The organism is Limnobacter thiooxidans, from assembly GCF_036323495.1.
GTDB lineage: Bacteria > Pseudomonadota > Gammaproteobacteria > Burkholderiales > Burkholderiaceae_B > Limnobacter > Limnobacter thiooxidans.
Map to the genome: position 1 here is coordinate 498,239 of NZ_AP028947.1, position 17,886 is coordinate 516,124.

General features: G+C 51.2%; 11 protein-coding genes, 2 tRNA genes and 3 rRNA genes. 9 read left to right on the plus strand and 7 right to left on the minus strand.

The window, feature by feature from the left end:
* Positions 1 to 11: 11 nt before the first annotated feature.
* A complete protein-coding gene (gene trpC / locus RGQ30_RS02260) occupies positions 12 to 800 on the plus strand; it encodes an indole-3-glycerol phosphate synthase TrpC (RefSeq protein ID WP_130558525.1) in 789 nt (262 codons plus the stop codon).
* 93 nt (positions 801 to 893) lie between these two features.
* Here trpC and RGQ30_RS02265 read toward each other — a convergent pair whose 3' ends face one another.
* The 5 genes from RGQ30_RS02265 to RGQ30_RS02285 all read right to left on the minus strand — a co-directional run bounded on the left by RGQ30_RS02265 (position 894) and on the right by RGQ30_RS02285 (position 6,395).
* Positions 894 to 2,753, minus strand: coding sequence for a M61 family metallopeptidase (locus RGQ30_RS02265; RefSeq protein ID WP_338284679.1), 1,860 nt, complete (start codon positions 2,751 to 2,753; stop codon positions 894 to 896).
* A 31-nt stretch (positions 2,754 to 2,784) separates the two neighbouring features.
* On the minus strand, positions 2,785 to 3,768 hold the full coding sequence (gene acuI / locus RGQ30_RS02270; protein WP_130558523.1) for an acrylyl-CoA reductase (NADPH): 984 nt from the start codon (positions 3,766 to 3,768) through the stop codon (positions 2,785 to 2,787).
* Positions 3,769 to 3,819: 51 nt separating this feature from the next.
* Positions 3,820 to 4,302 (minus strand): DUF3429 domain-containing protein, encoded by a 483-nt coding sequence (locus tag RGQ30_RS02275; protein ID WP_130558522.1) that lies wholly within the window; start codon positions 4,300 to 4,302, stop codon positions 3,820 to 3,822.
* 2 nt (positions 4,303 to 4,304) lie between these two features.
* Positions 4,305 to 5,585 (minus strand): FAD-binding domain-containing protein, encoded by a 1,281-nt coding sequence (locus tag RGQ30_RS02280; protein WP_130558521.1) that lies wholly within the window; start codon positions 5,583 to 5,585, stop codon positions 4,305 to 4,307.
* Between the two features lie 63 nt (positions 5,586 to 5,648).
* A complete protein-coding gene (locus RGQ30_RS02285; protein ID WP_130558520.1) occupies positions 5,649 to 6,395 on the minus strand; it encodes an SDR family NAD(P)-dependent oxidoreductase in 747 nt (248 codons plus the stop codon).
* Positions 6,396 to 6,545: 150 nt separating this feature from the next.
* Between RGQ30_RS02285 and RGQ30_RS02290 the strand changes: the two genes are divergently transcribed.
* From RGQ30_RS02290 to RGQ30_RS02320, 7 genes are all read left to right on the plus strand, one after another.
* Positions 6,546 to 7,322: an enoyl-CoA hydratase gene (locus RGQ30_RS02290; protein WP_130558519.1), complete on the plus strand. Its 777-nt coding sequence runs from the start codon at positions 6,546 to 6,548 to the stop codon at positions 7,320 to 7,322.
* A 590-nt stretch (positions 7,323 to 7,912) separates the two neighbouring features.
* Positions 7,913 to 9,441 (plus strand): 16S ribosomal RNA (locus RGQ30_RS02295).
* A gap of 161 nt (positions 9,442 to 9,602) precedes the next feature.
* A tRNA-Ile gene (locus RGQ30_RS02300) sits at positions 9,603 to 9,679 on the plus strand.
* Between the two features lie 30 nt (positions 9,680 to 9,709).
* A tRNA-Ala gene (locus RGQ30_RS02305) sits at positions 9,710 to 9,785 on the plus strand.
* A 427-nt stretch (positions 9,786 to 10,212) separates the two neighbouring features.
* Positions 10,213 to 13,095, plus strand: a 23S ribosomal RNA gene (locus RGQ30_RS02310).
* A gap of 243 nt (positions 13,096 to 13,338) precedes the next feature.
* Positions 13,339 to 13,451 (plus strand): 5S ribosomal RNA (gene rrf, locus RGQ30_RS02315).
* Together the 16S, 23S and 5S rRNA genes with 2 tRNA genes alongside form the textbook arrangement of a ribosomal RNA operon.
* 245 nt (positions 13,452 to 13,696) lie before the next feature.
* Entirely contained in the window at positions 13,697 to 14,704 is a 1,008-nt protein-coding gene (locus RGQ30_RS02320; RefSeq protein ID WP_338284680.1) for a transglutaminase domain-containing protein, read from the plus strand.
* 2 nt (positions 14,705 to 14,706) lie between these two features.
* On the opposite strand, the gene RGQ30_RS02325 is transcribed toward RGQ30_RS02320, so the two are convergent.
* Positions 14,707 to 15,882 carry an amidohydrolase gene (locus RGQ30_RS02325; RefSeq protein ID WP_130558516.1) on the minus strand — a complete coding sequence of 392 codons (1,176 nt, stop codon included), beginning with the start codon at positions 15,880 to 15,882 and terminating at the stop codon, positions 14,707 to 14,709.
* A 109-nt stretch (positions 15,883 to 15,991) separates the two neighbouring features.
* Between RGQ30_RS02325 and RGQ30_RS02330 the strand changes: the two genes are divergently transcribed.
* Entirely contained in the window at positions 15,992 to 17,137 is a 1,146-nt protein-coding gene (locus RGQ30_RS02330) for an aminopeptidase (protein ID WP_130558515.1), read from the plus strand.
* On the opposite strand, the gene RGQ30_RS02335 is transcribed toward RGQ30_RS02330, so the two are convergent.
* Positions 17,075 to 17,878 carry a class II glutamine amidotransferase gene (locus RGQ30_RS02335; protein ID WP_130558514.1) on the minus strand — a complete coding sequence of 268 codons (804 nt, stop codon included), beginning with the start codon at positions 17,876 to 17,878 and terminating at the stop codon, positions 17,075 to 17,077. The two genes, RGQ30_RS02330 and RGQ30_RS02335, sit on opposite strands and share 63 nt — an antisense overlap.
* Positions 17,879 to 17,886: the final 8 nt, after the last annotated feature.

Genomic DNA, 17,886 nt, shown 5'->3' on the forward strand with positions numbered 1-17,886 from the left:
GCAAGCACATCATGAGCGATATTCTCGACAAAATCCTCGCCACTAAGCGCGAAGAAATAGCCCAGGGCAAACAGATTTTGTCCGAGGTGCAGTGGCTCACCAAAGCGGCCCGCCTTGCGCCACCCCGCGGTTTTGCCCAAGCCATGAAAACCGCCGTGGGCAAAGGACTGCCCGCAGTCATTGCCGAGGTCAAACGGGCCAGCCCCAGCAAGGGTATTCTGCGCGAACCTTTTGATCCGGTTGAAATCGCAAGCAGTTATGCAAAGCATGGTGCAACCTGTTTGTCGGTTCTCACCGATATTCAGTATTTCAAAGGCGCGCCGCAGTACCTCGACATGGCGCGGCAAGCCAGTGGTTTGCCCTGCATTCGCAAAGACTTCATCATTGACACCTACCAGGTGGTTCAAGCCCGCGCATTGGGTGCCGATGCCATTTTGTTGATTGTGTCCGCCCTGCAATTACCTCAACTGCTGGAATTGGAACAATGTGCCAATGAATTGGGCATGGATGTACTGGTTGAAGTGCACGACGCCGCCGAAATGGACATCGCCCTGCAGCTGAAAACGCCTTTGATTGGCGTGAACAACCGAAATTTGCGCACCTTTGAAACTTCACTTCAAACCACTCTTGATCTTAAAGGCAAGGTGGATGAAAGCCGCTTGTTGATCACTGAAAGCGGCATTGCCACACGCGCTGATGTGGAATTGATGCGTTCCAACGATGTGCATGCCTTCCTGGTGGGGGAAGCCTTCATGCGGGCAGCCTCTCCGGGTCAGGCTTTGGCCGACCTGTTTTACTAAGCAGTTTGACTAAGCTGTTTTAACACGCACCGCAGGTCATTTCCGCACAAGGCAGTTCTTCGGCAACAAGCGGAGTGACCGAAGAACTGCAGTTCAAACCTTCCAGGGCGCAGGCAGTGTTTTACCACCAGCCTGTTCCAGTTTCTTGATACTCCATTCATTGGACACCGCTTCACCGCTTGTCACCGTGAATTCACTCAAGCGCTCGGCTCGAAAACCAATGATTTCCACTGTCGTGCCAGGGCGCAATGCTGCCAGCGCTCGCTTGTAATGGGTTTCGGTCAGCCGCTTCTCGCCCAAGGCCACCAACACATCCCCAGCAGAAATGCCGGCGGCATGCGCAGGGCTGCCGTTGATCACCTGTTTCACCAGCATGCCTTCAGGCTTGAACTGCCCGTGCAGTCCCAGGTAAATCGTGTCTTCGGCTGGCTTTTGTTCCAGCTCATAGCCATAGGCCTTCAGCGCTTCTGCCAGTGGTAACTCGCCAGTGCCACGGCTCCATTCGTTGATCGAGTGGGCAAGGTCCACCCCTGTGGCCTCGTGCACAAGTGCACTGAACTCGTCTTCTCCCAGGCCTGAACCCGTCATGCCCTTGCGCTGCCACATCAGGCGCATCACATCATCCAGGCTATGCTGCCCACTCGTCTGTTGCCGAATGGCCGAATCAATACACAGCGCAAGCAATGCGCCTTTGGTGTAATAACTGACAATTGCATTGGGCGCGTTTTCGTCTTGCCGATAATATTTCGTCCAGGCATCAAAAGAGCTGTCGGCAACACTCTGGTTCAAACGTCCGGGGCCTTTCATCACTTGGGCAATTGTCTTGCCCAGTGCTGTCAGGTAAGCAGCTTCGTCCATTTTGCCGGCACGTGCCAGCATCACATCGTCGTAATAGGATGTGAAGCCCTCAAAAATCCATAGCAGGCGGGTGTAGTTCTCCTGGGTCAGGTCGTAAGGCACAAAGGCAGCGGGTTTCATCCGCTTCACATTCCAGGAATGGAAATACTCGTGACTGCACAGGCCTAAAAATCCTTCATATCCTTTTGGCGCTTTCTCTACCCCACGTTGCGGCAAATCATTCACGCTGCAAAGCAGGGCAGTGCTGTTGCGGTGTTCAAGCCCGCCATACCCGTTGTCGGTGGCATGCAGCATGAACACATATCGCTCAAACGGCGCTTGCTTGCTCTGGGGTTCGAACAAGGCAATCTGGGCCTCGCACACCGGTTTCAAGTCATCGCAAATGCGTTGCAAGTCCAGGTCCTGGTCGGCGCCATACACTGCAAATACATGTTGAATACCCAAGGCATCAAAGCTTTTGGTTTGCAGCACGCCCATTTCAACCGGGTGATCAATCAGGCTGTCGTAATCCGGCGCGGTAAAGGTCACCAATCCCCCGGCTTTCAACACCGGGCATCCATGAATGTCTTTCTCGGCTTCGTTGCTGCTCGGCAAGCCACAGGCCACCGTCCAGTCCTGCAGGTTTTCACCCGGTCTTGAAATTGTCAAACCGACAGGTTCATGTTCCATTCCTTGTGGGCACAGAAACAAGCTGGTTCCATTGAAAAAGCCATGGTTGTCATCCAGGTGCGCACCACGCACCGACAAATCCCAGGCATACACGCGCCAGTAACATTCCAGTACAAGTTCCTCATGATGCCCGCTCTGTAGCAAGGCCGGATCCACTTCAATCCGCCAACTGTCCTTGCGAGCCCTCTCGCACATCACATCCACGTTGTTGATGCTGGCCCGCACATAAAGCACGTTGCGCGAGAACTCCCGAATCAGGTAACTGCCGGGTATCCATGCAGGCAGTGTCAGGTCAATCCAGCGGTTTTGCCCTTCGCCCTGCAGAATTTCAACAGGAATTCGTGTTTGTAGCCGAACATCGAAATAGTGGCCTTTGGGGTCTGCCACGGTGACCAGGTAATGCAGCATGGTTATTTGTATCTTCAAGTTTCCAGAAATGGGTTTTTACTTGTTGTATTTACATCCTGACGACGACACGCCCGGTATTGCTCCCCGCCATGATCTGGGCCGCCACTTCAATGGCCTCCTCAAGCGGAACAGTACGCGACAAACTCGCCAGCTTGGCCAAGTCGAGGTCTCGCGCCAGTCGCTGCCACGCCTCTTCACGAACCGCCAAGGGTGCCATGACAGAATCAATGCCTTTCAGCGTCACACCGCGCAATATGAATGGGGCCACCGACGAAGGCAGGTCCATGCCTTGCGCAAGTCCACAGGCTGTCACCGTGCCGCCATATCTTGTTTGTGCACAGGCATTGGCCAATGTGTAGGATCCCACGCAGTCCACAACACCCGCCCAGCGTTCACGTTGCAAGGGTTTGCCCGGTTCGCTCAGGGTTTTCCTGTCCAGCACTTCTGCGGCACCCAGGTTCTTCAAAAACTCGGCTTGCTCAGGCTTACCGCTGGTGGCGACCACTGTGTAACCGAGTTTGCTGAGCAAGGCAATGGCCACCGAGCCCACACCACCCGTGGCACCGGTCACCAAAATCTCGCCATGTTCTGGTTTTACGCCATGGCGCTCCAGGCCCAGAACGCACAGCATGGCTGTGTAGCCGGCCGTGCCAATTGCCATGGTTTGTTCCGCTGTCAGGCCGGCGGGTCGCTTGATCAGCCAGTCGCCTTTCAGTTTTGCTTTTTCCGCGAGGCATCCCCAATGGGTTTCACCCACACCAAAGCCATTCAAGATCACCTCGTCCCCAGTCTTGAAATTCGGGTGAGCACTTTCCAGAACCGTGCCCGCACCGTCAATACCCGCCACCATGGGCCATTGCCGCACCACGGGCGATTTGTTGCAAATCGCAAGTCCGTCTTTGTAATTCAGGGTCGAGTGGGAAATTTGAACCACCACATCACCTGCTTCAGGCAACTGGCTTTCACTGATTTGCTCAATGCTGGCCTTGAATTCACCCAGTTCATTTTTTTGAAGGAATACTGCCTTGAACATACTGTCTCCGTCTTTACTTGTTGTCAGTCTTGAAATTCAAGACTACACCATTTAAGCAAAGCAGGCGGTCAGCAGCAATCCTGCAATAGCCCCAAGAGTCAGGTGATTCCGCAATTTCAGATATTGCTCAAATGCCTTCATGGGTTTGAGCATGCGTTGATCCACCAGCCACACAAAGGCAAGAATCACGGCAAGAATCCACAGCGTGTATTCGGGTGGAGAAAAGGCGCCAGCCAGCCAGGCCAGCAGTGAAGGTGTCACGCCCCAAATGAAGCTGCGTGTTTCAAATTCTGCTTGATCCAGGCCCGCCAGGTATGCCGGTTGTTCCTGATTGGCCAGTGAAATTGCCAGCCCCCAGTGAACGGCTCCTAGAAAAGAAACAATACACAAGGCATAGATCAGGTTGTACTGCGCCAGCGCCGACGCCGTTTCCGTGCCGCTAAAAACACCTGTCAGCACAGCCAAGCCCAAAAATGGAATCAGGCCTGCATAGCCTAGGGTGTTCATCCAGTGTGTTTTTAGTACTTGAGCCATAGTTAATCCGCAAGTGCGTGTTCGTGTAGTGCTTCTTCCAGGCTACCAGCCATGGTTGTCGCTTCCTTGTAAAAGCGCGAGAAACTTTGCTGGAAGCGCAATGGGTTCGGCAGCAGCTTTTCTTCTCGAAGCCACTTGGCAGGCAGGCATTTTGTCACTGTTGCATAACCCGGGTTTAGTGTTTCACGCAATTCAATGCGAACTTCCGTTTTGGTAAATCGGGCCAGTATGGCCACATTGTGCGAGGCCTGGCGGGTGTCCACAATCCAGACCTGGTCGCAACCCGTTTCCATGGCACCCAGTACAAAGGCCCAACGTTGTTCGCTCCATGGGTGCACTTCATGAAATGCGCAGTCAATCAAACCGACTCGCAGCACACCTTCTTTCGCCACGTCAAAGCAGGCTTTCAAATCCCATGGGTGAATCAATTTCACTGTTTTGAACTGATCAAGCAGCGTGCAACTGGCCTCAACACCCACTGGCTGGCGTAAATCAACCAGCTTTCGCTTTAGGGGTTCACTCAGCAGGTCCATTTGAAAACCAGTGCAAGCAGGTCGGGCCACCCCCACTGGCGGTGCGTTCCGTTCACGCCCCAAATCCCGCTTGCTTCGCGCAATTGAGTCCAGGCTTTCATAATCTGTATCAATCGAGGTGCCAGTGCAGTCCCAACGGGGTGCGTATTTGTGCACATTGTCCGCGTTGAATACATAGGGTTTGTGGCTGAACGTACCGGCCACCCATTGCCAGCTCAAGTGGTTCGATGCCAGGTCACCGTCCAGCAAATGCGAATACATCCAGTCCGCACCCACTTTCCAGTGCACCTTGCGAATATGCACAACATACGATGCAATCCACATACGCACGTGGTTGTGCAGGTAGCCTGTCTCGTAAAGCAGTGCAATACCAGCATCAATGGCAGCAATGCCTGTTCTTCCTTCTTCTATATCATCCGGTAGTTGATTGTTGTACCGGCCAGGCCAGACGGGTCGTCTTACATCGCGCAAAATTCCGTCGCCCAGTTCTGTATGGACATGCTTGAAAAATTCCCGCCAGGCAAACTCGAAAATCAGTTTGTCTTCAAAGCTCAAGCGGTACTTTTGCACCAGCAGTTGAGTGGCCTCGCGAACGTTGGTATAGCCGTGCGTTATCCAGGGTGACAAGCCAGTTACCGCACCGTCCAGAAAGTTGCGAGACCGGCTGTACTGCGCTGGGTCTACCTTTGCCAGGCTATCTAGTGCGGCGTGCCGACTGGGTGCGTAGTTGATTTTTGTTTGGTACTGCATGGGTGTCTTTATAGTGGTTACTTTCTTGGGTGGTATTTCGTGCGGTTATTCAGCGGATTTTATCTATTTGACCAAGGGTCGAATATTCCTGAACCCGCCGTCCACATTCAATACTGTGCCGGTAATGCGGTTCGACGCGTCGCTGAGCAACCAATGCATGCTTTGTGCAACCTCCAATGGCTGGTTTACGCCTTGCAAAGGATATTGCTTCGAGCTGGCGGCCCGCATCATGTCGCTTTTCAAAAAGGCCGATGCAATTGGTGAATCCGTCAAACCCGGTGCAACCACGTTCACGCGAATGTTGTCGCTTGCATGTGTCGCGGCCGCCGACCTGGCCAGACCTTCCAACCCTGCCTTCGCCGCTGCAATGGCTTCATGGTTGGGCACACCAATGCCAGTGGCACAAGTAGAAACCAGCACGGCCGAACCACCCTGACCATTTGCCTTGGCATGCTTTAAAAAGGCCCGCATGCCATACATGGCTGAAAACAGGTTGATCTGCATCACGCTGTCCATTTGTGCGTCGCTTGTTTTGATCAGTGGCGCAACCAGAATAGAGCCCACGCAGTGCGCGTATCCATCAACCTGTTTGTCCAAATCAGCCAATTGTTCAAACGCTTTGTCAACAGAAGCAGAATCGCAGGCTTGTACCTCCAGAATATGTACACCCTCCATCTGGCCGTAAAGTGCCTCCAATACAGAAGCATTGCGTCCGCCCGCGACAACTTCTTGCCCCGACTGCACGCACAATTGAATCAACTCTTGCGCTATTGCGCTGTTGGCGCCCATTACAAATACACACTTCGACATTCTTTGCACCCTGTTTTGTCCAACGTATTTGTATTTTGTCCTAGACAGAAAATAAAGTCACGTCTTCATTCAATTCTTTGAGTTCATGCCTTTCTACTGAATTCCAGCGGTTAGACTTTCTGTGTTCCCACATATAGCAGGAGACTGAACATGACTTACGAAACCATTCTGGTTGAAACACAGGGCAAAGTTGGCTTGATACGCCTTAACAGGCCGCAGGTACTCAATGCGTTGAACGACCAACTCATGACCGAGCTGGGCGAAGCACTCGTGGCCTTTGACGCAGACGACAACATCGGCGCCATGGTTATTACCGGCAGCGACAAAGCCTTCGCCGCGGGTGCCGACATCGGTGCTATGGCGTCCTTTACCTATATGGATGTCTACAAAAGCGAATACATCACCCGCAACTGGGAAACCATTCGCAATGTGCGCAAGCCGGTAATTGCTGCTGTGCGTGGTTTCGCCCTTGGCGGTGGTTGCGAACTTGCCATGATGACCGACTTCATTATTTGCGCCGACACGGCCAAGTTTGGTCAGCCCGAAATCAAGCTCGGTATCATCCCCGGTGCTGGCGGCACCCAGCGCCTGCCCCGCGCCATCAGCAAGGCCAAAGCCATGGACCTGTGTTTGACAGGGCGTTTGATGGATGCCGCCGAGGCAGAGCGTGCCGGTCTGGTGTCGCGGGTTGTTCCTGCAGACCGTTGCCTGGACGAAGCCCTTGAAGCGGCCACTATTATTGCGGCGTATTCAAATCCCTCTGTAATGATGGCCAAAGAGAGTATCAATCGTGCTTTTGAAGGTTCTTTGTCGGAAGGAATGCTGTTTGAACGCCGCATGTTTCACAGTTTGTTCGCCACAGAAGACCAAAAAGAGGGCATGGCCGCCTTTGTCGAGAAGCGAAAACCCAATTTCAGCAACAAATAAGGGAATTAATTACCAATTAATTCGAATTAAATTTGATTTAAATTCGATTTTTTCGGTGATGGTGGGGTTTTGAGACCGCCTCAAAGCAAAAAAAGTGAAAATAATTTAGGGCTTCTTCGGAGGCCCTTTTTCTTGCTCGGAATAGAAAAAATCCTTGTACGTCAGGGGCTTGTTTTGATCTGTGTGTGGGCTGCCCGGAACAGCCTTTTGCCTGTTTGCAGAAAAATACAAATTTCTTCGCAAAAGTGTTTGACAGGTTTCGGATTGATGTGCATAATCTCGTTTCTCTGCTGCACGACAAGCAGCGCGAAACGAAGCAAGCAAGCGGTTCTTCAGGGTCTTAAGTAGTAAATAAGGCAGTACGAAGAACAGTGATTGTAGCGGAAATTTCGAAGCGATCTTTAACAAGTTAACAGCCGATAAGTGTGGGCACTGACCAGATAGGTTTAAGGTTTGTTCTTTTCTCAAAAAGAATGACTTTGAATCACGATTCAGAGTTAGTGCTCACGGAATAAAGTAAGTGAATGTAAAGGTCGTCAAGGCCGATACAAACATCTACTCCGTCGAGTTTAGTAAATTTTGCAGAGATTAAACTGAAGAGTTTGATCCTGGCTCAGATTGAACGCTGGCGGCATGCCTTACACATGCAAGTCGAACGGTAACAGGTCTTCGGATGCTGACGAGTGGCGAACGGGTGAGTAATACATCGGAACGTGCCCAGTAATGGGGGATAGCTCGGCGAAAGCCGGATTAATACCGCATACGCCCTGAGGGGGAAAGTGGGGGACCGCAAGGCCTCACGTTATTGGAGCGGCCGATGGCTGATTAGCTAGTTGGTAGGGTAAAGGCCTACCAAGGCGACGATCAGTAGCTGGTCTGAGAGGACGATCAGCCACACTGGGACTGAGACACGGCCCAGACTCCTACGGGAGGCAGCAGTGGGGAATTTTGGACAATGGGGGAAACCCTGATCCAGCAATGCCGCGTGTGCGAAGAAGGCCTTCGGGTTGTAAAGCACTTTTGTCAGGGAAGAAATCCTTTGGGCTAATACCCTAGGGGGATGACGGTACCTGAAGAATAAGCACCGGCTAACTACGTGCCAGCAGCCGCGGTAATACGTAGGGTGCGAGCGTTAATCGGAATTACTGGGCGTAAAGCGTGCGCAGGCGGTTGTGTAAGACAGGTGTGAAATCCCCGGGCTTAACCTGGGAATTGCATTTGTGACTGCACGACTAGAGTGTGTCAGAGGGGGGTGGAATTCCACGTGTAGCAGTGAAATGCGTAGATATGTGGAGGAACACCAATGGCGAAGGCAGCCCCCTGGGATAACACTGACGCTCATGCACGAAAGCGTGGGGAGCAAACAGGATTAGATACCCTGGTAGTCCACGCCCTAAACGATGTCAACTAGTTGTTGGGGATTTACTTCCTTGGTAACGTAGCTAACGCGTGAAGTTGACCGCCTGGGGAGTACGGCCGCAAGGTTAAAACTCAAAGGAATTGACGGGGACCCGCACAAGCGGTGGATGATGTGGATTAATTCGATGCAACGCGAAAAACCTTACCTACCCTTGACATGGCAGGAACTTTCCAGAGATGGATTGGTGCTCGAAAGAGAACCTGCACACAGGTGCTGCATGGCTGTCGTCAGCTCGTGTCGTGAGATGTTGGGTTAAGTCCCGCAACGAGCGCAACCCTTGTCATTAGTTGCTACGAAAGGGCACTCTAATGAGACTGCCGGTGACAAACCGGAGGAAGGTGGGGATGACGTCAAGTCCTCATGGCCCTTATGGGTAGGGCTTCACACGTCATACAATGGTCGGTACAGAGGGTTGCCAAGCCGCGAGGTGGAGCCAATCCCAGAAAACCGATCGTAGTCCGGATCGCAGTCTGCAACTCGACTGCGTGAAGTCGGAATCGCTAGTAATCGCGGATCAGAATGCCGCGGTGAATACGTTCCCGGGTCTTGTACACACCGCCCGTCACACCATGGGAGTGGGTTCTACCAGAAGTGGCTAGTCTAACCGCAAGGAGGACGGTCACCACGGTAGGATTCATGACTGGGGTGAAGTCGTAACAAGGTAGCCGTATCGGAAGGTGCGGCTGGATCACCTCCTTTCTAGAGAAAGAGAAGTAGATCAAGTCTTGAATGTGTCTGGTACTAGTGCTCACACTTATCGGTTTGTTTAAATATTAGATACAAGCAGCAAATGAGAGGGCCTTCAGTCGATGTGGTTAACGTTGACTAGAGGTCAGGGCCCTGGGGTTGAAAAGTTTTTAGGGTCTGTAGCTCAGTTGGTTAGAGCACCGTCTTGATAAGGCGGGGGTCGATGGTTCGAGCCCATCCAGACCCACCATTGATTTCAAATGGTAGTTAGAAAATACCTGGGGGTGTAGCTCAGCTGGGAGAGCACCTGCTTTGCAAGCAGGGGGTCATCGGTTCGATCCCGTTCACCTCCACCAATCTTTTGCTCTCAATGAAAGTTGAGTTTGTATCGAGTGTTTAAGTAAAGCGTCTTTAAGTAGATTGGCTGTTAATAAGTTGGCAAGTAAGCAATGCGCACAATGTTGCATTGCCCTTGCGGTCAAATGAATGAGCATATTGAATGTTTATTCATTTGGCTGTAAGAGTCGCCAAGCCCCTAGGGTTTGGACTTGTTCTTTAACAATTTGGAAATGATGAGATATCGAGATAGATACTCCTTTTAATTAAGGTGTACATATTTTGATTGATGCGATTGCATCATCGTTCTTCTCAAGAAGTTGATGTGCGTTGTTCCTAATGCATATCGGCGCTTGAATCTTAGAATACACACAAACTACTTTGCTTTTTATGGTGATTACAGTGTTGTTGAGAGTGAATAACTTGAAGCAGGGCTTAACGCTATAGAGCCAAGCGAATAAGTGCACATGGTGGATGCCTTGGCAGTCATAGGCGATGAAGGACGTGGTAGCCTGCGAAAAGCTACGGGGAGCTGGCAAATAAGCTTTGATCCGTAGATGTCCGAATGGGGAAACCCACCCTTTTAGGGGTATCGCACAGTGAATACATAGCTGTGCGAGGCGAACCTGGAGAACTGAAACATCTAAGTACCCAGAGGAAAAGAAATCAACCGAGATTCCGAGAGTAGTGGCGAGCGAAATTGGATGAGCCTGTACGATTTAGCATCAGAGTTAACAAAACGGTCTTGAAAGTCCGGCCATAGAAGGTGATAGCCCTGTATGTGAAAACTCAGTTGTGGAACTAAGCGTACGACAAGTAGGGCGGGGCACGAGAAACCCTGTCTGAATATGGGGGGACCATCCTCCAAGGCTAAATACTCATGACTGACCGATAGTGAACTAGTACCGTGAGGGAAAGGCGAAAAGAACCCCGGGAGGGGAGTGAAATAGATCCTGAAACCGTGTGCATACAAACAGTCGGAGCGGACTTGTTCCGTGACGGCGTACCTTTTGTATAATGGGTCAGCGACTTACATTCAGTGGCAAGCTTAACCGAGTAGGGAAGGCGTAGCGAAAGCGAGTCCGAATAGGGCGTCTAGTCGCTGGGTGTAGACCCGAAACCAGATGATCTATCCATGGCCAGGTTGAAGGTTGGGTAACACCAACTGGAGGACCGAACCCACTAACGTTGAAAAGTTAGGGGATGAGCTGTGGATAGGGGTGAAAGGCTAAACAAATCTGGAAATAGCTGGTTCTCCCCGAAAACTATTTAGGTAGTGCCTCGAGTCTCACTACAGGGGGTAGAGCACTGTTATGGCTAGGGGGTCATCGCGACTTACCAAACCATGGCAAACTCCGAATACCTGTAAGTGCAATCTCGGGAGACAGACATCGGGTGCTAACGTCCGGTGTCAAGAGGGAAACAACCCAGACCGCCAGCTAAGGTCCCTAATATCTGCTAAGTGGAAAACGAAGTGGGAAGGCTAAAACAGTCAGGAGGTTGGCTTAGAAGCAGCCACCCTTTAAAGAAAGCGTAATAGCTCACTGATCGAGTCGTCCTGCGCGGAAGATGTAACGGGGCTAAGCAGATAACCGAAGCTGCGGATGTACACGTAAGTGTATGTGGTAGGGGAGCGTTCTGTAAGCCTGCGAAGGTGTGTTGTAAAGCATGCTGGAGGTATCAGAAGTGCGAATGCTGACATGAGTAGCGATAAACAGAGTGAAAGGCTCTGTCGCCGTAAGCCCAAGGTTTCCTACGCAACGTTCATCGGCGTAGGGTTAGTCGGCCCCTAAGGCGAGGCAGAAATGCGTAGTCGATGGGAAGCAGGTTAATATTCCTGCACCGACGTGTAATGCGATGGGGGGACGGATCGTGGAAAGTGGTCCAGGTGTTGGATATCCTGGTCCCTGCATCATAGAGGACAGTTAGGCAAATCCGGCTGTCATATACTCAAGGGTGTGGGGGGAAGTAGCTACGGCTACGAACCCATTGGAAGTGGTCCCAAGAAAAGCCTCTAAGCTTCAGTTACACGTTGACCGTACCGCAAACCGACACAGGTGGGCGGGATGAGTATTCTAAGGCGCTTGAGAGAACTCAGGAGAAGGAACTCGGCAAATTGGTACCGTAACTTCGGGAGAAGGTACGCCCTTGTAGTTTGACCATGAACAATGGAAGGACGAAGGGGTTGCAATAAAATGGTGGCTGCGACTGTTTAATAAAAACACAGCTCTCTGCAAACACGAAAGTGGACGTATAGGGAGTGACGCCTGCCCGGTGCTGGAAGATTAAATGATGGGGTGCAAGCTCTTGACTGAAGTCCCAGTAAACGGCGGCCGTAACTATAACGGTCCTAAGGTAGCGAAATTCCTTGTCGGGTAAGTTCCGACCTGCACGAATGGCGTAACGATGGCCACACTGTCTCCTCCTGAGACTCAGCGAAGTTGAAGTGTTTGTGATGATGCAATCTCCCCGCGGCTAGACGGAAAGACCCCATGAACCTTTACTGTAGCTTTGCATTGGACTTTGAACCGGTTTGTGTAGGATAGGTGGGAGGCTTTGAAGTGGGAACGCCAGTTCTCATGGAGCCATCCTTGAAATACCACCCTGATCTGTTTGAGGTTCTAACCTTGACCCATTAGCTGGGTCGGGGACCGTGCATGGTGGGCAGTTTGACTGGGGCGGTCTCCTCCTAAAGAGTAACGGAGGAGCTCGAAGGTACGCTAAGTACGGTCGGACATCGTACTGATAGTGCAATGGCATAAGCGTGCTTGACTGCGAGACTGACAAGTCGAGCAGGTGCGAAAGCAGGACATAGTGATCCGGTGGTTCTGTATGGAAGGGCCATCGCTCAACGGATAAAAGGTACTCTGGGGATAACAGGCTGATACCGCCCAAGAGTTCACATCGACGGCGGTGTTTGGCACCTCGATGTCGGCTCATCTCATCCTGGGGCTGTAGCCGGTCCCAAGGGTATGGCTGTTCGCCATTTAAAGAGGTACGTGAGCTGGGTTTAAAACGTCGTGAGACAGTTTGGTCCCTATCTGCCGTGGGCGTTGGAAATTTGAAGGGGGCTGTTCCTAGTACGAGAGGACCGGAATGGACGTATCTCTGGTGTACCGGTTGTCACGCCAGTGGCATTGCCGGGTAGCTAAATACGGAAGAGATAAACGCTGAAAGCATCTAAGCGTGAAACTTGCCTTAAGATAAGATTTCCCTGAGGACTTGATCCTCCTGAAGGGCCGTTGAAGACCACGACGTTGATAGGCTGGGTGTGGAAGTGCAGTAATGCATTAAGCTAACCAGTACTAATTGCCCGTGCGGCTTGGCTCTATAGCATTGAGCCTTGCTTAAAGATACGCACTTGAAACAACACACAGTAAATCTACCCAGGTTTAAAACCCTGAAATTAGTCAAGGTAGTTTGTAGTGAAAGACAGAAATACCCGCAATACGCATCAAGCCAGAATAGTCTCTAGACCGATAACTCATCAGATCCAAATCGAGCCAATCAGCCGCAATGCTGGTTAGCTAACAAGTACGTGCAGAGCACCGCACTTACAGCCAACCCTCTTTGCCTGACGACCATAGCAAGGTGGTACCACTCCTTCCCATCCCGAACAGGACAGTGAAACGCCTTAGCGCCGATGATAGTGTGCATTCGCATGTGAAAGTAGGACATCGTCAGGCTCTCCAATTCAAGAAAAACCCCGTACTCGAAAGAGGCGGGGTTTTTTATTTCCTGCTAAAAACTCAATTGCCGCTATATGCCCACGGTCCTATAAATGGGTCTTTCGCCCGTGCGGGGGCACTTCAGAACGGACTCTTTCTTGTTTGCAGGGCCCTCCAGTCTCTATCCTCTTGTTGTTTCAAGCTATTCTTGCTCGCTTCGATCTATCCCTTGAATAATTGCCAATTTGAGCCTCGGAACTCTTTTGTCTGTCTTTAAATTATTTGCGCTTGTTTTGGGTTTGTCGGTTGGTATGCAAGACGCAGTTGCTTTTGCTCCTCATCGATTTGATGCACTTGAACGCAGGTTGAATCACGTGAATTCAACACACGCTCAACTCAATGTTGATCAGCGTTTGCGTGATTTAACCAACGGAATACGGTCCGATAAAGAAAAGGCCTGGTTGATTTATCAGTGGGTTATTCGTCATTTTCGTCACGATTTAAAACTTTCGGCCCGCATTGGTGATCCAGGCAAACACTCCCTCGAAGAGTTGTTCCGCTTGGGTGGTGGAAGTTGTGCTGTGTATGCCAATGTCACCCAACGCTTGTTTGACAAGGCAGGGCTTCAAGCGAGAACTGTTTATGGAACAGCAAAGAGCGGTACCAACACGCGGCAATTCGGATCAATGCCAGTTAATCATGTCTGGAACGCTGTAAAAATTGATGGCGAATGGCATACAGTTGATACAACTTGGGGTGCCGGCGTTGTTGGGGACGGGGGTTTCGAGCGCGTACCAAGTGAGTTGTTTTTTTTAATGCGACCAGAAATGGCCGTTTTAAGCTATTTTGATGAGAAGGACCAGTTTGGTTTTCAGAAAAGGTTTGGTGTTACAGCCAGTTTATTCAGGCAGATACCTGAAGATGCTATGTATGCAGTGGGTGCAGGGTTTGACCCGCGTCTCGTACTGAACCAACAACGCGGCTCTACAGGTTCCCCTGTGGTTAAGACATTTGACCATGTACCGGGTGCATTCAAAGTAATCAATGCTCCCGTCCTGGGGCGTTTGTCAAAGCGGCCCTTGAAGCTTCAACTTGAAAGTGAAGTATTTGATGAAATGGTGGTGGTTCAAGGAAAAAAATGGATTCATCTGAAGAAGCAAGGCAATACGCATGCTCTTGAGTTGAATCCTGATCGTGGTGAGCTTGTCTTAATGGCCCGTCGCAAGCCCACCTCGGATTATGAGGCTTTGTTGGCCTATCAGGTGCACTGATACTATTTGAGGAATTCCTTGACTATGGCCTCCCAGGCCTTCACGCCGATTGGCAATATCCGGTCATTGAAGTCATAACTCGGGTTGTGCAAGGTACATGGACCAATGCCGTGTCCGTGGGTTCGATGTCCACCATCGCCATTCCCTATCCATAGATACGCACCTGGCTTGTGCTGCAACATGAATGCGAAATCTTCGGCACCCATGGTGGGCGGCAGGTTGCTGTGCACCTCGGAGACTTCATTCAGTGTTTCCAGTGCAGTCTTGGCCAAGTTTGCCATTTCCGGCGTGTTGACGGTCGGTGGATATTTTCTTTCAAATTCCATGTTGGCAGTTGCGCCAAAAGCAGCGCACATTTCAGTGCACAATTTGCGCATGTGGTTTTCGATCAAGTCGAGTGTTTCGATGCTGAAGGTGCGAACTGTTCCTTGAAGTACGGCATGGTCGGGTATCACATTGATTGCTTCACCCGCTTGAATTTGCGTAACAGACAGCACGGCAGGATCAACTGGCTTGCAGGTTCTGCTGATAATGGTTTGAAATGCAATGATAAGCTGTGCTGCAATGACCACCGGGTCGATTCCCAAATCAGGCATAGCTGCGTGTGCGCCTTTCGCGTGAATTGTCACCGAGAACTCGTTGCTCGATGCCATGACAGGACCGGTGTGGGCTGCAAACTCACCTTCGCGAAGGCCTGGCCAGTTGTGCATGGCGAAAACCGCATCTACGGGGTAGCGTTCGAATAGGCCGTCTTCAATCATGCGTTGTGCACCGGCACCACCTTCTTCGGCAGGCTGGAATATCAACACTACACTTCCCGAGAAATCAGGATTTTCAGCAAACTCCTGAGCTGCACCCAACAACATTGCAATGTGCCCATCATGACCGCAGGCGTGCATTTTTCCTGGATGCCTTGAAGCGTGATCGAATTGATTTTTTTCCTGAATGGGCAGGGCATCCATGTCAGCACGCAATCCAATTGACTTACCCGGCCCGCGTTTGCCTTGCAGTACACCTACTACGCCTGTTACTCCAATGTCCTTTTCGACCTTGTAGCCCAATTCGACAAGGCGTTTTGCGATGATGTCTGAAGTTCGGTTTTCCTGATACCGAAGTTCAGGATGGGCATGAATGTCTCTTCGGGTTTTAACCCAGGATTCAATTTTATTCTGATTCACAGCACGATTCACAGATTGATACAGACCCTAAGAATCGCAGGTTTTGCAGGTGCTGGCAATCTCTGTGCGGTACCATTGCAGTGAAGTTCGGTGGTGAAAAGGGGGCGATGTGAAGCGGTTATGGGTGTATTTGACATTGGCGTTGTGCGCAGGTCTTCTGAATGGATGCAGCACTGGTGCGTATTTTTGGCAAGCCACTGCCGGCCATTTGAAAATTCTTGCTGCGGCGCAAGACATCAATGAATTGATTGACAAGCCCGACACACCAGATACGCTTAAAAAACAACTCCGTCACATTACTCAGATCCGGGCTTTTTCAGTCTCGACTCTGGCCCTGCCAGACAACACCAGTTATACCCGTTACACCCAGCTTGACCGCCCCTTTGTTGTGTGGAATGTGGTCGCTTCGCCTGTGGATAGCCTGGATTTGAAGACCTGGTGTTTTCCTGTCACGGGTTGCATTTCCTACAAGGGTTTTTATCAGGAAGTGGATGCGGTGAAGCTTGCTGTTTCGCTGCGGCGCGAAGGTCTTGATGTGGCCGTGCTTGGGGTGCCTGCGTATTCAACCTTGGGATTTACACCCGACCCGGTGTTGAGCAGTTTCGTGAACTACCCTGCTGGTGAGTTGGCCCGGCTTGTTTTTCACGAGTTGGCGCACCAGGTGGTGTACATTGCGGACGACACTACTTTTAACGAAAGTTTTGCTACAGCCGTAGAGGAATTGGGGCTTGAAGAATGGCTTGCTCAGCCTGGGCAGGAAACATTGCGGGTGCTGTATGGCGAGTTTGATGGACGCCGCCGCGCATTTCGGGCCCTGCTTTCAAGGGCGCAGACCGATTTGAAACAAATTTACGCGAATGAGGGTAAGGTCGCGCAGAGCGTGGTGTTGGAAGCCAAGTCAATGCGCATGAGTCAACTACGAGCGGACTATCTCGCATTGAAAGCAGAATGGGGTGGTTGGTCTGGTTACGACCGTTTCATGTCCGAGGATTTGAACAATGCAAAATTGGCGGTTTCCGGTTTGTACAACCAGCATGTGCCTGGCTTCAAAGGGTTGTTTGAATGGTGTGGCAGAGACTTTCCGCGCTTTTACGGGGCAGTTGAATCACTAGGGCAACGTTCCAAAGAGGAACGGGATCAGGTGTTGAACACGCTCGTTCATGCGCCACAAAAGCGACCGGTCTCTGCGTGTTCAGAGGGTGGTTTCGACGCCATTCTTCAGCACGGGCCGCCCGTCCTCAAAGACCACAAATGAGTTTGTGTCAAACGGTGTCCAGACCTCATTGTCTGTCAAGGCTGCAGTGGCTATCACTGCGACTCGGTCATTTTGGGTGGTCACGGTACCGAAGTCGACTTGCAGGTCACAGTCCACCAGATGGGCCTGTTTGAAAGGATAAGCCCGAACAATGTATTCCAGCTTGGTCGAGCAGTGGGTGTACATGGTTTGTCCATTGGACATCAACATGTTGAATGTGCCGTGCTCGGCAATTTTTTCGCACACAGGGCGCAACACAGCTTCAATTTCTTTTGCACCAGGCCGGTTCTCGGCATTTCTATATCCAAACTCGTTTTTGAGGGTTTGCAGCAATAGGCAAAACGCCTGTTCACTGTCAGTTTCTCCGATTGGTAGATAGTCGCCTTGTAGGGTGGGGGCAAAATTCTTCAAGTCGCCATTGTGGGCAAATACCCAGGCTTGACCCCACAATTCCCGAATGAAGGGGTGACAGTTTTGCAGTTTGACCTGCCCGACAGTTGCCTTTCTAATGTGCGAGATTACGTTGCAGGATCGAATGGGATAATTGCGGATTAACTCAGCCACGGGTGAGTCGGATGCCGGGCGGTGATCGATGAAGCATCGGGCAGCAGATTCCTCAAAGAAGGCAATGCCCCAGCCATCCACGTGTTCATCGGTGAGGCCGCCACGTTTGGCGAAGCCTTCAAATGAAAATTGAATGTCGGTTGGTGTATTGCAATTCATGCCTAGCAATTGACACATGGTTAAAT